Source organism: uncultured Dokdonia sp., assembly GCF_947496725.1.
GTDB lineage: Bacteria > Bacteroidota > Bacteroidia > Flavobacteriales > Flavobacteriaceae > Dokdonia.
Window position 1 is genome coordinate 100,355 of the sequence record NZ_CANMDS010000006.1, and the last position, 14,675, is coordinate 115,029.

14 protein-coding genes are annotated in these 14,675 nt (G+C 39.0%); 13 read left to right on the top strand and 1 reads right to left on the bottom strand.

Annotated features, from left to right (window positions below; genetic code table 11):
* Positions 1-86: 86 nt before the first annotated feature.
* The 10 genes from Q0948_RS13220 (at position 87) to Q0948_RS13265 (ending at position 10,601) form a co-directional block, all read left to right on the top strand.
* The gene (locus Q0948_RS13220) at positions 87-2,504 is read left to right on the top strand and encodes an MMPL family transporter (protein ID WP_298353647.1); all 2,418 of its coding nucleotides are present in this window, start codon (positions 87-89) and stop codon (positions 2,502-2,504) included.
* 76 nt (positions 2,505-2,580) lie between these two features.
* Complete coding sequence (locus tag Q0948_RS13225; protein WP_298353649.1) at positions 2,581-3,126, top strand: pyridoxamine 5'-phosphate oxidase family protein; 546 nt, start codon at positions 2,581-2,583, stop codon at positions 3,124-3,126.
* A 143-nt stretch (positions 3,127-3,269) separates the two neighbouring features.
* Entirely contained in the window at positions 3,270-4,712 is a 1,443-nt protein-coding gene (gene asnS, locus Q0948_RS13230; RefSeq protein WP_298353652.1) for an asparagine--tRNA ligase, read from the top strand.
* A gap of 764 nt (positions 4,713-5,476) precedes the next feature.
* Positions 5,477-5,998 (top strand): hypothetical protein, encoded by a 522-nt coding sequence (locus Q0948_RS13235; protein WP_298353654.1) that lies wholly within the window; start codon positions 5,477-5,479, stop codon positions 5,996-5,998.
* Between the two features lie 19 nt (positions 5,999-6,017).
* A complete protein-coding gene (locus tag Q0948_RS13240; protein ID WP_298353657.1) occupies positions 6,018-6,662 on the top strand; it encodes a hypothetical protein in 645 nt (214 codons plus the stop codon).
* Positions 6,663-6,826: 164 nt separating this feature from the next.
* Entirely contained in the window at positions 6,827-7,453 is a 627-nt protein-coding gene (locus Q0948_RS13245; protein ID WP_298353660.1) for a hypothetical protein, read from the top strand.
* A gap of 26 nt (positions 7,454-7,479) precedes the next feature.
* Positions 7,480-8,151 carry a hypothetical protein gene (locus Q0948_RS13250; RefSeq protein WP_298353665.1) on the top strand — a complete coding sequence of 224 codons (672 nt, stop codon included), beginning with the start codon at positions 7,480-7,482 and terminating at the stop codon, positions 8,149-8,151.
* Positions 8,152-8,429: 278 nt separating this feature from the next.
* Positions 8,430-9,065, top strand: a complete 636-nt coding sequence (locus Q0948_RS13255; protein ID WP_298353668.1) for a hypothetical protein — start codon at positions 8,430-8,432, stop codon at positions 9,063-9,065.
* A 124-nt stretch (positions 9,066-9,189) separates the two neighbouring features.
* Positions 9,190-9,975, top strand: coding sequence for an ATP-binding protein (locus Q0948_RS13260; protein WP_035325622.1), 786 nt, complete (start codon positions 9,190-9,192; stop codon positions 9,973-9,975).
* The gene (locus tag Q0948_RS13265; RefSeq protein WP_298353672.1) at positions 9,972-10,601 is read left to right on the top strand and encodes a response regulator transcription factor; all 630 of its coding nucleotides are present in this window, start codon (positions 9,972-9,974) and stop codon (positions 10,599-10,601) included. The genes Q0948_RS13260 and Q0948_RS13265 overlap by 4 nt, the downstream gene beginning before the upstream one ends.
* 294 nt (positions 10,602-10,895) lie before the next feature.
* Here the strand turns inward: Q0948_RS13265 and Q0948_RS13270 are convergent, their stop codons facing one another.
* Positions 10,896-11,252 (bottom strand): DUF1801 domain-containing protein, encoded by a 357-nt coding sequence (locus Q0948_RS13270; protein ID WP_298353675.1) that lies wholly within the window; start codon positions 11,250-11,252, stop codon positions 10,896-10,898.
* 200 nt (positions 11,253-11,452) lie between these two features.
* Between Q0948_RS13270 and Q0948_RS13275 the strand changes: the two genes are divergently transcribed.
* The 3 genes from Q0948_RS13275 to Q0948_RS13285 are packed head-to-tail and all read left to right on the top strand — an operon-like array spanning position 11,453 to position 14,673.
* Positions 11,453-13,264, top strand: a complete 1,812-nt coding sequence (locus Q0948_RS13275; RefSeq protein ID WP_298353678.1) for a sodium:solute symporter family protein — start codon at positions 11,453-11,455, stop codon at positions 13,262-13,264.
* The gene (locus tag Q0948_RS13280) at positions 13,264-13,752 is read left to right on the top strand and encodes a hypothetical protein (protein WP_298353681.1); all 489 of its coding nucleotides are present in this window, start codon (positions 13,264-13,266) and stop codon (positions 13,750-13,752) included. Before Q0948_RS13275 ends, Q0948_RS13280 begins: the two co-directional genes overlap by 1 nt.
* Positions 13,753-13,755: 3 nt before the next feature.
* Positions 13,756-14,673, top strand: a complete 918-nt coding sequence (locus Q0948_RS13285; protein ID WP_298353684.1) for a glutaminase — start codon at positions 13,756-13,758, stop codon at positions 14,671-14,673.
* Positions 14,674-14,675 lie beyond the last annotated feature (2 nt).

Below are 14,675 nucleotides of genomic sequence, written 5' to 3' on the forward strand. Positions count from 1 at the left end.
GGTCTACACATTACCCACAAGCCGCTCGCATTTTCTCCAAGTATCTGCTCTCAAAAGAATATCTTTGCACGGCTTAAAACAAGGCAATGGCAAAATTTCTAAGTAAGGGTTTCTGGGAATCGGTAGCGAGTATTATACTACGCAACCGTCCGTTAATAATCATTCTTGTCTTAGCGTTTACTGTATTTTTAGGATTTCAGTGGCGTCATATGAGATTTACATATACGGAGGCAAATCTTCTGCCAGATGACCACGAGGTAAATCTAGAGTATCAAAATTTTAAAGATAAATTTGGCGAGGAGGGTAACCTCATCGTGCTAGGTATACAAGACGAGCGCCTCTTTACACCAGAAATACTTACCGCTTGGAATGAGCTCTCTACTAGAATTGCTCAGGCAGATGCAGTTGCACTTTCTTTATCACTTAAGGATTTAAAAATACTAGACAAGCAAGAGGAGCCACAGCGTTTTGACCTTGTGCCTTTTATGACAGACAGTACGCTCACCGCAGAGAGTGCTGCTAGTTATAGAAAGTTACTCTTTGACGATTTACCGTTTTACGAGAATCTCATTTATAACAAAGAGACAGGTACCGTACGCTCTGCGGTATATCTCAAAAAAGATTTAATAAATACACCAGCCCGTAGGGACTTTGTGGTGAACGACCTCATCCCTGCCATTGCAGATTTTGAAGCGGCACACGACATTAAAGTTCGCACTAGTGGTATGCCTTACATACGCACACTAAATGCTCAAAACATTATAGATGAGATAGGCATCTTTGTAGGTGCAGCATTACTGGTGACTTCATTTATATTTTTCTTCTTCTTTAGATCCTACAGAGCCACTTTTATCTCTATGGTAACGGTTATAATAGGTGTGATGTGGGCTTTTGGGTTTTTAGGATTACTAGGGTATGAAATCACTGTACTTACAGCTATCATCCCGCCGCTTATTATTGTGATAGGGATTCCTAACTGTATTTTCTTAATAAATAAATACCAGCAAGAGTATAAAAATCACGGTAACCAAGTAAAAGCACTCCAGCGAGTGATTACAAAAGTGGGTAACGCCACCTTAATGACTAACATTACTACAGCCTCTGGTTTTGGAACTTTTATCTTAACAGAGAGTTCGCTACTTAGTGAGTTTGGTGTCGTGGCGAGTATAAATATCATTGCGATATTTTTATTATGCCTTCTCATCATTCCTATTTTATATAGTTATATGTCTCCCCCTAAGGAGAAACACCTCAAGCACCTAGGTAAAAACTGGATAGAAGGTTTTGTAGACTGGATGGAACGTATGGTGCGCAACAGGCGTACAACCATTTATGCATCAAGTGTATTATTACTTGCATTAAGTATTATAGGGATCTATCAAATACGTATCTCTGGCTCGCTTATAGAAGATATGCCTAAAAAGGCTGGCTTCTACAAAGACATCAAGTTCTTTGAAGAAGAGTTTGATGGGATTATGCCGCTTGAGATTCTTATAGATACTAAGAAAAAACAAGGTGTAATGAAGCTCTCTACCCTCAAACGAATGGAAGAGCTAAGCACTACTATAGAAGAGCAACCAGAGCTCTCTGCTCCTATCTCTATTGTAAATCTTGTGAAGTATGCAAAGCAAGCTTACTTTAATGGTAACCCTAAGTACTACCAACTCCCTACCAGCAACGAGCGCAACTTTATACTGCCGTATGCAAAGAGTTTTGATAATGACGAAAACCTTATGGGAGCCTATGTAGACAGTACGGGGCAATATGCTAGAATCACTACATTTATGAAAGATGTAGGCACAGACAAGATGGAGCGTGCCGAAGAAAATATACAGCTCAAAATCGATAAACTCTTTCCAGAAGAGCGCTATGAGGTGACAATGACGGGTACAGCTCTCGTTTTTCAAAAAGGAACAGACTACCTCGTGATGAACCTCGTGATAAGCCTATCACTAGCCATATTACTCATTGCATTATTTATGGCGTGGATGTTTAAATCACTACGTATGATTATTGTATCCCTTATCCCTAACCTACTACCACTACTTGTTACAGCAGGTATGATGGGCTTTATAGGCATCCCTATCAAGCCATCTACCATTCTTGTTTTTAGTATTGCCTTTGGGATCTCTGTAGATGATACAATACACTTTCTTGCCAAATACAGACAAGAACTCAAAGCAAACAAGTGGAAGATTAAAAAGTCTGTGTATGCCTCGCTACGTGAGACGGGAGTAAGTATGTTCTACACTTCTATTGTGCTTTTCTTTGGCTTCTCGGTATTTATGATAAGTAGTTTTGGCGGTACAGTAGCACTAGGCGGTCTTGTGAGTGCAACGCTATTATTTGCAATGCTTGCAAATCTTCTATTATTACCATCACTCCTACTCTCTCTTGAGTCTGAAATTGCAAATAAAGATGTCTTTAAAGAACCTGCACTTCAAATTGTAGATCGTGAAGGTGATGAAGATCCGACTGGTACTAAAACTAAAGACAAGCAATAAGCCTGTAAACACATAATAGTGACTATTGCACTTTTATAAAGCTAAGCGCTAGCGCGTATCTTTGTAAAAAAAGGCAATGCTAGATCAATATTTTGACGAGGTAAAAAAGGAGTTCTCCCTGGGTATTAATAAGAAAGGGCATCCTTTTAGATACATTACTTTAGGCACGGTAGATGCAGGTGGTGTCCCGCAGCTACGCACCGTAGTACTGAGGCAAGTACAAGACGACCTCTCGCTACGTATCTATACAGATAGCAGATCCTCAAAAATCGCTCAGCTATTACAAAACCCTACGGCCAGTTTACTTTTTTATCACCCTAAAAAGTTACTTCAGGTCAAGGTGACCGCTACGGCAAGTGTTATTACAGACCCAACAGAGCTTGCCAAATACTACACGGGCGTGCAACCTAATTCAAAAAAAGATTATACCACCGCACAGCCTCCTGGAGCTACCCTTTCAAATCCAGATGAAGTCTCTTATCTAGAGGCAACACATTTTTTTACCATTATAACATTTGCTCCTACACAGATAGAATACCTTCAGCTTAAGAGGCCTAACCACATACGAGCATCGTTTACAAAGACTAATGATGAGTGGGAAGGAAGGTTTATAAATCCTTAAAATTACGCTTTCGCGAAAGCGTACTAAAAACCCACATTACCACCGCGCACAGCTAGCTCAAGTTAGGGTGTTTTACCTTACGCCCTACGGCAAAAAACTTTTATATTTGCCCACTGTCAAGCAAACCCGAAAAAATAACACATATGACACATACACCTATAGTAGAATTACTGAGTAGTGATTCTATTCATCAAGAATTTACCGTAAAAGGGTGGGTACGATCTTTTCGTGCAAACCAGTTTGTAGCTCTTAATGATGGCTCTACGATAAATAACCTACAGTGTGTGGTTGATTTTGAAAATACAGACCCTGCGTTACTTAAACGTATTACCGTAGGTGCTGCAGTGGCTATTACTGGTACCCTAGAAGAAAGTCAGGGTGGAGGACAACGCGTTGAGATTAAAGTAAAAGAAGTCGAGATAGAAGGTGATGCAGATCCAGAGGAGCTTAAAAAAACCATCTTATCGCCTAAGCGTCACACGCTAGAAAAGCTACGTGAGCAAGCACACCTAAGAGTACGTACAAATACCTTTGGGGCAATTATGCGTTTACGCTCTAAGCTCTCTTTTGCAATACACGAGTACTTCAATAAAAACGGATACTACCACGCACACACACCTATTATAACTGGTAGTGATGCAGAGGGTGCTGGTGAGATGTTTCGCGTAAGCGCACTAGACCCAGAAAACCCACCACGTAAGGAAGATGGGACTATAGATTATAGCAAAGACTTTTTTGGAAAAGAGACTAATCTTACGGTATCTGGACAGCTAGAAGGAGAGACCTACGCGCTAGGTCTAGGTAAGATTTACACCTTTGGACCTACCTTTAGAGCAGAAAATAGTAACACCTCGCGTCACCTTGCAGAGTTCTGGATGGTAGAACCAGAGATGGCTTTTTGTGATCTTGATGGTAATATGGACCTCGCCGAAGATTTCATCAAGTATGTGATAAACTACGCGCTAGAAAACTGCCAAGACGATCTTGCCTTTCTAGAAGAAAGACAGACTAAAGAAGACCAGTCTAAGCCTGCGGCAGAGCGTGCTGCAATGCCACTACGTGAGAAGCTTCACTTTATAGTAGATAACAACTTTAAACGTGTGAGCTACACAGAGGCGATAGACATCTTACGTAATAGTAAGCCTAACAAGAAAAAGAAATTTAAATACCCTATAAACGAGTGGGGTGCAGATTTACAGTCTGAGCACGAGCGTTTTCTGGTAGAGAAGCACTTTAAGTGCCCTGTTATCTTATTTGACTACCCGGCAAATATCAAAGCTTTCTATATGCGTCTTAACGAAGATGGTAAGACCGTACGAGCGATGGATGTACTCTTCCCAGGTATAGGTGAGATGGTAGGAGGATCACAACGTGAGGAACGTCTGGATGTACTTAAAGAAAAAATGGCAGCCTTAGACATCTCTGAGGAGGAGCTTTCTTGGTACCTAGACACGCGTAAGTTTGGAACGTGTACACATAGTGGTTTTGGCCTTGGTTTTGAGCGCCTTGTACTCTTTGTGACTGGTATGACAAACATACGCGACGTGATACCTTACCCACGTTTTCCGGGTCACGCAGAGTTTTAGAAAAAAGTTTTTTAGTACGCTTTCGCGAAAGCATACACACCGCATAAAATCCAATGTACTTAGGTATGTTGGATTTTTTTTGTGTTAAAGAAATCGCTTACTCGGGTGAAACATCCTCCCTAGCCCTCTTTCGAAGGAGGGGACTTTAATAACGTCAGGTTCAGTTTCAAGTTCAAGTTCAGTTTCAAGTTCAAGTTCAGGTTCAGGTTCGATTTCAAATTCAAGTTCAAGTTCAGGTTCGATTTCAAGTTCAAGTTCAAGTTCAAGTTCAAGTTCAGTTTCAACTTTTCCTAATTAGTGCGTGCTTACTCGGGGTGAAACATCCTCCCTAGCCCTCCTTCGAAGGAGGGGACTTTAGTGGTGGTTTAGAAACAAATTCGGCTTCTGTCATCTCGACCTTAGGAGAGATCTCATTATCTAGCTCAGGGAGGTTGCTTACTCGTCGTTCTTACTCAGACCTGCTTACTCATATGCGATTTCTCCACAAGGTCGAAATGACGAAGGATTTCAAGTTCGATTTCAGTTTCAGTTTCAACTTCAACTTCAAAACCCCTTTTCAAAATAAAATTTCTTTTTGATATGCCTGAAAACGTAGTCATTACAATGATAAGTTGTATTTTGGTGATGAATAATAATCCAAATTAATTATCTAAAATCAAATTATTAATACGTCTTCTTTCTTTTACCCAGTAAGTGCTTCACTTTAACCCGTGATAAGCCTACAATAAATCCACAAGGAAAGACCGCGTAAAATGTATCAAACTATGGCAGAGATACCTGACAACATTATCCCTGTACAAGAAGCAGATAACTTGTACAAAACTTATGGAGATGATCGCGCTCCTATAATAGAAAAAGACGTAAACGACCAATATAGAGGTCAAGACCCTCCTTATGAAGCGACAAGATTTGTCACTGCAAATTATGACAAGCTAAAAGCATATATCGCTTTTATAGATCAAGAATCAAAAGAAGCAGGAGTAACTCCAAAAGGGCTACGTATCTATTTTGGGGCAACAGAACCTACTAAAGGTAAACCTGGTAGAGAGACGGTGTTCTTTAACCCAGTAGCTGCCTTTAAGGGTGTAGATGGCGATATTTCTTATGCTATTCACACAGACTTAGATGGTAACAAACAAGCAATCACCGTAGGTGATGTGATAGATGGAAAAATACCTAAGCCTTCTGACACAGAATTAGTTAATGGAGGTGTGCAAAGTCTCGCTGGAAACACGGTAACGTTCCCACCACCACCGCATTCTAACGATCCTAATGATTACCACTAGTAAATACCAACCATAATAAATGCATCCACTTACGATTATAGCCTATTCTTCTGAAGTTATAGCCGCTATTTTGGCTAGTATTTATTTTTACAAGTATAATCACACTAACCTAAAATACTTTTTAGGTTATTTATGGTACAACGCTGCTAATGAATTAGGAGGGTTGTACCTTCTTAACCACGGCTTGAAATTTGAACTTACCAACATATTTATTGTGGTCGCGGTAACATACTATTTAAGCATTATAAGAAAAGAAGTAACTAGCCGCAACCTTAAACTAACTGCTAGTATTTTAATAATTGCATTCTTACTTATTGTAGTTTCTGACTTAAGCTTAAATGGTTTATCTGAAGCGTGGAAAATGTCTAACACCCTAGGCTCTACAATCGCTATTATTGGCTTTCTGTTATATTTAATACACACGTTAAAATCAAGCAACCTAACAAATTGGTCACGTAATATGATTAATTACTTTGTTGCGGGATTTGCATTATTTTTTATTGCTGGCCCTGTAATTAATTTAGCTCGTATCTTATATCAATATAATTATGCACTTAACGTTAGTCTATCATACATTATGGCAATTGTAGCAATTTTAATGTACACCATCTTCTCTTTTGGCTTTATCTATTCTAAAAAAGCATCTGAGTTAGAAGAGGACTAGATTAGTTCTTTTTTTATGCTAGTGTAAGCTGCAATGACCCCTGCTCTAGCTACTATCCCCCATAAAGGGACATTTACCCCTACCCCACTACTTATAAGGGTAGTATACTTGTATTTCCCTAGCTTGGTTTAAGTTTTAACACTAACCTAAAACCAATTGTACAAATGAAAACAATTAAATTACTGGCCTTACTTTTTGTAAGTGCCATCATCCTTGAGGGCTGTAATGAGAAGCCTGCACATCCTGGACAACCCGCTGAAGGTGGCTCAATACCACCACCTAAGACTATTATAGACGTTCAGGAAGCTGAGGATATGTACCATCGTTATGGCAAAGACATAGCTCCCATTTTAGAAAAAAACAAGTCAAATTTTAAAGCGACCAGATCGCTTTCTATAGATTATAAAACGCTTAAAGATTATATCGCCTTTATCGAGCAAGAAGCAGCGGAAGCAAATAAAACCGAAATCACAGGACTGCGCATTTATTTTGCCAAATATGAGGACTCAAAAAATGATGGAAGAGCCACTGTTTTTCTCAATCCTATAATGGAGTACGGCGGCCCTGGCGTAAATGATGATGTGGCCTTTGCTATTGATAAATCTACTAATCCATCAAAGGCTGTCTTTGTAAAGGAAGTAATAACTGTACCTAGACCAGAAAATGAAACAACTAACAGAGCAGACTTGATTATGACCGTACAAGGTGGTAAACCAATCCAGAGTCTAGCGATTAATGGTATGCCTTGGAGACCGCCACCACCACCGCCTAACGACCCAGATTACCAATAAAATTAATAATAAAACCGTTGCCCAGTTTGGACACACTCTATAACATAGGATTCATTTCAGAATTTATGGCTGCAATCTCGGCAACGGTTTTCTTCTATAAATATAAACATACAAAGCTCGTATGGCTTTTACCGTTGCTATGGTATATACCCATTAATGAGATTTTATGTCAAAAAGTTTTTGGACCTTCTACAACTGGTTATATACTTTATAATATATATAGGATTATTGTACCGTTATCTCTATTACTTATTATTAGTTCTCAATTAAAAGGCAAAAATTCAAAGTCTTTTACCCTAGTAGTAATTTTACTCTTTACTGTAGGTGTAGTTTTAGATTTTGCATTTACATCATTTACTACTGAGTTTCTAAATCACTCGCTTACTTTTTCTTCCATACTCATTGTTGTAATGCTACTTCGTTATTTTGTAGAAGAGCTTAAAAGCGATAATGTTCTTATGCTTAAAAAAAACCTTTTCTTATGGGTTTCATTTGGCTTCTTGACCTTCCACATAGCGTATCCTGTAATCGTACTAGCAGAGCAGTACCTTATAAATGGTAATAACACACTTAGAAAAAGCCTATTTCAGATACATCTGGTCATCATTATTATTTCTTATCTGTTTATTGCTTTTGCATTCTATTGGTCAAATAAGATACCTCATTCCAATACTCACTTATTAAAAAAAGATGATTAAGGAAGAAGTTCTTGTCATATGGCTGGTCTGCGTGACCATTTTGTTTCTACTATTTTTAGTAGCGACTTTGTTTTGTGCAATTGCACTCTATTATCGTTTTGATAATAAGTCGCGTGTACGGTAAATGGAGTTTCTCTCGTTTTTTTAAAATTTGGTTTTGAGTACGCTTTCGCGAAAGCGTAACACAACCCTCCAGCGTAAAAAATCTTACAAAATGAAAATTTCTAATTTACTACCTTTCAATCTCATCAAATAAACCTCACTCCTTGAGCACCCTAATGTACATATCTGAAATTATAGCGGCACTTGTGGCAACTATTTTCTTCTACAAGTACAAACACCTACCTATAAAAACGATACTGTACATACTCTGGATAGCCGTTATTACCGAAGGTATGGCTAGGGTATACTCACATTACTACCACAATAATCACTGGGTATATAATCTGTATGCGTTCTTGTTTTACACCCTATTTTATAAAATGATTTATGATCATATAAAAAATAAAACCAGAAAACGACTCGTACTAGTTATTGCTACTATAATGATGACCGCAGTAATTATAAGAGGTTTTACCGTGCCTGTAATTACATTTTATATGAGTAAAACGTATAGTATCGCAATGGTGGTAATGGTGTTTTTACTTATGATTTATGCCGTAGAGCGCCTTAAGAGTGATGACAGTTTGCAGGTAAAAAATGAGCTAGCGCTTTTTGTCTTTACAGCTTATCTAGTTTTTGGTATTTCCTTTATTCCTCTGGCTCCTTTTTTGACAGGGCAGATGGACTTTAACTACTCCAGAGCTATGCTAGATATCTTGAAGGGCGTACAGACTGCGGCCTTACTGTTTGCAAATGCCTTACTTGTTTTTGGCTTTATATGGACAAAACCAAGAGCAAGAGAGGTCTTATAAGCGAGCTTTCTAGATGCAAATTTTAAAGCTCCTACTATAACTAAAAGGGCAAATGCCCTATGGTGAATGCGTACCAAAATAAGTATCTTGAACTCTTAATTTAATCACACCCCAATAGCAATCTATGTTTCTGATTCAAGATCAAGATAGCGGCACTCTTTTTATAGTGCTTGTTGCCATCACCATTTTACTACTACTGCTGGTTGTTGTAGTAGTGCTATTTTCTGTTTTTATGAAGCGCAAAAACAGCTTACTGTTAGAACAAGAAGAGGCAAAACAACGTTTTGAAAGAGAAATTACAGAAACGCAGATAGAGATACGTGAGGAAACGCTACGTAACATAAGCTGGGAGCTACACGATAATATAGGCCAGCTACTTACACTTGCAAAAATACAAACACAAAACTCTGGTGGTAGCCAGCAAGATCTAGACGAGGCAGTAGCAACCATAGGTAAGGGTCTTACTGAGATACGAGCACTGTCAAAACTCATAAACCCAGAGGCGCTTAAAAATATGTCTTTACCAGAGGCACTTAACCTAGAGCTAGAACGCTTTGAGAGAATGGCTTATCTAAAACCATCGCTCAAAATATCTGGCAGCCCAATAGAAATAGATAAAAAGATTGAGACCATTATCTTTAGAATATTGCAAGAGTTTTTTACAAACACCATAAAGCACTCTAAAGCTACGCACCTAGATGTACACCTCAACTATAGAGGTGACACTGTACTCATTACCGTAAAAGATAACGGAGTAGGTTTTGATTATGAAAAAGCCAGAGCAAAAAATGGTATAGGCCTTACTAATATAGAAACACGCGCAAAGCTTATAGGCGCTACCATAAAATATATGTCACAAGTTAATGAGGGCACAACGCTATCACTTAACTATAAAACACAATCATTATGAAAACAATAGTTATTGTAGATGATCATACATTACTTAGCCAGGCCATAAGCGGCTTAGTAAATTCATTTGAAAATTTTAAAGTGCTTTATACCTGTAAAAATGGGCAAGAGCTACTAGACAACCTTAAGTTTGAAAACAAGCGTCCAGACATCGTTCTTATGGATGTAAATATGCCTATTATGGACGGTATTGAGGCTACTACAAATCTCAAAGAGCTCTATCCAGACATACTAGTGCTTGCGCTCTCTGTAGAGGAGGATGATCATACTATTTTAAAAATGATACGCGCAGGTGCAAAAGGATACCTCCTTAAAGACACCGAAAAAAAGGTGCTAGAAAACGCCCTTAATGAGCTAATTATAAATGGATATTACCATACTAATACCGTGAGCCAGCTTCTTGTAAAAAGCTTAGATGGAGATAACAGAGATGAACTTAGGGATAGAGAAATAGAGTTTATAAAACACGCCTGCACAGAGATGACTTATAATGAGATTGCTTCTGTAATGTTTCTCAGTCCCAAAACGGTACAAGGGTATAGAGATAGTGTGTTCTCAAAATTAAATTTAAAAAACAGAACAGGTCTTGTTATTTATGCCCTAAAAAGCGGATTGTTTAAACCATAAACTTAAGCTTCACCACAGCTTTCAAACCTCCATAAATCAAAGATTTGTGGAGGCTTTTTTTTTGAAAAATAGTCGTGGTACTAGTGTACAATTATAGTAGCATAATTGCAGTAAAATTAAAAAAGGGAGGCTTTCCCCCAAAAGCCCCCCGGCTTGCTATCAAATTCTTAATTCTATTGCTAGAACTACGATTCATTTGGATGGCAAGTTGTTAGGTATAAAATTAGATGATATTTACCCTTTTTACAATTATATATAACGTTATTATTAGGGGTAAATGCCCTATTTATAAAACTACACATTTGTGACAGCCCTGTGGGCTACGTTTAACAAGATGCTCGTAAGTATCTCAAAATCAACATCTTTTAACTCTTTGTAGCGTAGTGACCTAAGATTTTTCCTTTTTTCTCCTCCTACAAGTGTTTCTTTATGAACACTTATTTGCACCCCACGAGGAAAACCCACGTCTACAAACGACTTTCTAAAATTGAGAAAACAAAACATTTTACCATCTAGCATATAAAATGGTAAATTCCATTTAAAGGTCTCCTCTACTTCAGGTACGGTACTTTTTATAACAGCCTGTAGCTCTATAAGCATTGTGCGCCAGGGTTCTGGTTTTGAGAGTATATATGCTTGAGCAGGATTCATATCGTTACTAAAAATTAATTGTGGGGGATGGACTTATACACGCTTTCGCGAAAGCGTAATAAAAATAGTACTACACTTATATACAAGAATGGTTTGTGAGGGAGATAATGATGCTACTTAATCAAAAAAACTATTGCGATGAATGCTTATCTTTCGCCTAGTATTTCTACTTAAATATAAGATAAATTACGCACATACTTATGATAGACTTATCTGGATTAGACATTACCATCATTATAGCGCTCTTTGTAATCATACTAGGCGTGGGCTTTTATGTAGGTAAAAGCGCTGGAAAAAACACGACTCAATATTTTCTATCTGGTCGTAATATGCCGTGGTGGTTACTAGGCTTATCTATGGTTGCTACAACCTTCTCTACAGATACGCCTAATCTCGTGACAGATATTGTGCGTACTAATGGTGTATCTGGTAACTGGGTCTGGTGGGCATTTTTAGTCACTGGACTGCTCACCGTTTTTGTGTATGCAAAGCTGTGGCGCAAGTCTGAGGTAAAGACAGATATTGAGTTTTATGAGCTGCGTTATGGCGGTGCCCCGGCACGGTTTTTAAGAGGTTTTAGAGCGATCTATCTAGGCATTGTTTTTAACGTACTGGCTATGGCTGGTGTTACACTAGCTGCCATAAAAATAGGTGAAGTGATGCTAGGTCTTGACCCAGTAACAACCGTGGTAGTAGCTGGTGTGATTACTGTACTCTTTAGCGCCATAGGTGGGTTTAAAGGTGTGGTATACACAGATTTTATATTGTTTTTTGTGGCGATGGCAGGAGCCTTTGGCGCGGCATATTATATTGTAGGTATGCCAGAAATAGGAGGGCTTGAAGCGCTTATTACCCACGATAATGTAAAAGATAAAATTAATATTCTTCCAGATTTTAATAATACCGAGATGCTCATCACGCTACTTATCATACCACTAGCGGTACAGTGGTGGAGCTCTTGGTACCCAGGATCTGAGCCTGGCGGTGGTGGTTATGTCGCACAACGTATGCTCGCTGCCAAAGATGAAAATCACGCCATAGGTGCAACCTTCTTTTATAACATTATGCACTACGCGCTACGCCCCTGGCCCTGGATTCTAGTAGCACTAGCCTCACTTATAGTATTTCCAGACCTCGCAAGTATACAGGAAGCCTTCCCAAATATTTCTGAAGATAAGCTAGGGCAAGACCTTGCCTACTCTGCAATGCTCACAATGCTACCTAGCGGCTTGCTAGGCCTTGTGCTTGCATCACTATCTGCAGCATATATGAGTACGATAAGCACACACCTTAACTGGGGAGCATCATATGTGGTAAATGATGTGTATGCACAACAAATTAAACCAGAAGCGACAGAGAAGGAGCTAGTCGCTGTAGGTCGCATCACCACAGTGATACTTATGGTAGTGAGTGCAGGTATCGCACTGGCGCTTACTAATGCGCTACAGCTTTTTAATATTATACTAATGTTTGGAGCAGGTACTGGGCTCATCTTTATACTTCGCTGGTTCTGGTGGCGTATTAATGCGTGGACAGAGATAAGCGCGATGCTCGCCTCTGGTATCATTTCTATACTTATAGAATTTACCTCGCTGGGAGAAACGCTTTTTGGCACTAGCGGGATGATGCCTGGCTATGCTAAGTTTCCTTTTGTGGTGTTTACCTCAACGCTTATATGGCTTGTTGTTACTTATCTCACAAAACCAGAAACTAAAGAAACACTTTATGCGTTCTATAAAAAAACACGACCAGGTGGGCCAGGCTGGAAAGGAATTGTCACCGCTGCAAACAAAGAGGGAGTTACCATCGTACAACACACAGAAGCGTGGAGCGTGCCTATGGGAATAGTCGCAATGCTTCTAGGCTGTGTATTAATTTACGGAACCTTGTTTACCACCGGTTACTTCATTTATGGCCAACTTACTAATGCGCTCATAGGGCTTAGTTTTTGCTTTACATCTGGAGCTTCGCTCATTGCGGTTTGGAAAAAAATAAAAGGAAAAGTACTCTAATGAAATTATCTCTTATTATCACCATATTGTGTTTGAGCCTAGGGTTGCAAGCACAAGAAACGACAGACACCTACAAGCTGGCTATTGGTCTTGTAAAAAAATCATCAGCTTTTAAGCAAACTGGTGCGACAGCAATTGCTACGGGTTCAAAAACTATAAGCTTTACAAACCAAGCCTATGCATTTTGGCTAGATGGTTTAGATACTCGTTTTAATGACAAGGATTTTGAAAACTTCTTTGGTGATTTATATCAACCTAAGGAGATAGAAAGCTTTAAAAAAGCTGGAGACAAGAGAAGATCAAAATACCAGCTATATGTTTCTGAGACAGATACAGATCTGTTTGTGATAGAGATGCTTTCGCGAAAGCGTAAACGCAAGGCAAAGTACCCTAAGTTTTATCAAGGGCAAAGTATCTCATTCCTTTTTGAAAAAACGAGCAATGGAGGTGTGCGCCTCATTGAGACGTTAACTCTACAAAACAATTAGACAATGATAGATTGCCAGCCTATAGTAGATAAAACGTACAAAAAGGTACTCGCTATGGAAAATAGCGGCAATGTAGCAAGCTACATACCAGAACTTGCTAAGGTAGATGCTACAAAATTTGGCGTATGTCTCACCACCCAGACCGGTGAGGTGTTTACAGCGGGTGATGCGACTCTAAAATTTTCTATACAGAGTATTGCAAAAGTGCTGTCACTTAGTCTCGTGCTTTCTAAAATAGGTGATGACCTATGGAAACGTATGGATTTTGAACCTTCTGGAACTGCCTTTAACTCACTAGTGCAACTAGAGAGTGAGAATGGCATCCCTAGAAACCCGCTTATTAATGCAGGAGCTATTGTGGTATGTGATATTATTTGTGAGCTTTTTGATAACCCAAAAGAAGCATTGCTTGATTATGTACGTGAGGTATCTGGTATAGAAGATCTTCAGTATTCTGAAAATATTGCTCATTCTGAGCAGCAAACGGGTTATCGCAACTTTGCACTTGCAAATTTTATAAAGTCGTTTAATAACATAAAAAATACCTGCGACCAGGTTACAGACCTATACTTTCACCTATGTAGTATCGAGATGACGTGTGAGCAACTCTCATATACGTTCGGCTTTCTTGCAAACCGTGGGAAGCAGTTTAAAACCGGCAAAACAATTGTCACGCCTAATCAAGCCAAACGCATTAACGCCATTATGCAAACCTGTGGTTTTTATGATGAAGCTGGCGAGTTTGCTTATAAAGTAGGCTTACCAGGTAAAAGTGGTGTAGGTGGTGGTATGGTAGCCATACTGCCTGGTAGTTATGCAATTGCTGTATGGAGCCCTAAACTTAACAAACAAGGTAACTCCTATAGAGGAATGAAGTTTTTACAATACTTCACAGATGAAACACAGGATACGGTGTTTTAAAA

Coding starts and splice junctions, on each gene's coding strand:
- Q0948_RS13240 (WP_298353657.1), top strand. CDS start 6,018: ATGCATCCACTTACGATTATAGCCTATTCTTCTGAAGTTATAGCCGCT.
- Q0948_RS13235 (WP_298353654.1), top strand. CDS start 5,477: ATGGCAGAGATACCTGACAACATTATCCCTGTACAAGAAGCAGATAAC.
- Q0948_RS13260 (WP_035325622.1), top strand. CDS start 9,190: ATGTTTCTGATTCAAGATCAAGATAGCGGCACTCTTTTTATAGTGCTT.
- Q0948_RS13225 (WP_298353649.1), top strand. CDS start 2,581: ATGCTAGATCAATATTTTGACGAGGTAAAAAAGGAGTTCTCCCTGGGT.
- Q0948_RS13270 (WP_298353675.1), bottom strand. CDS start 11,252: ATGAATCCTGCTCAAGCATATATACTCTCAAAACCAGAACCCTGGCGC.
- Q0948_RS13280 (WP_298353681.1), top strand. CDS start 13,264: ATGAAATTATCTCTTATTATCACCATATTGTGTTTGAGCCTAGGGTTG.
- Q0948_RS13245 (WP_298353660.1), top strand. CDS start 6,827: ATGAAAACAATTAAATTACTGGCCTTACTTTTTGTAAGTGCCATCATC.
- Q0948_RS13265 (WP_298353672.1), top strand. CDS start 9,972: ATGAAAACAATAGTTATTGTAGATGATCATACATTACTTAGCCAGGCC.
- Q0948_RS13275 (WP_298353678.1), top strand. CDS start 11,453: ATGATAGACTTATCTGGATTAGACATTACCATCATTATAGCGCTCTTT.
- asnS (WP_298353652.1), top strand. CDS start 3,270: ATGACACATACACCTATAGTAGAATTACTGAGTAGTGATTCTATTCAT.
- Q0948_RS13255 (WP_298353668.1), top strand. CDS start 8,430: ATGTACATATCTGAAATTATAGCGGCACTTGTGGCAACTATTTTCTTC.
- Q0948_RS13285 (WP_298353684.1), top strand. CDS start 13,756: ATGATAGATTGCCAGCCTATAGTAGATAAAACGTACAAAAAGGTACTC.
- Q0948_RS13220 (WP_298353647.1), top strand. CDS start 87: ATGGCAAAATTTCTAAGTAAGGGTTTCTGGGAATCGGTAGCGAGTATT.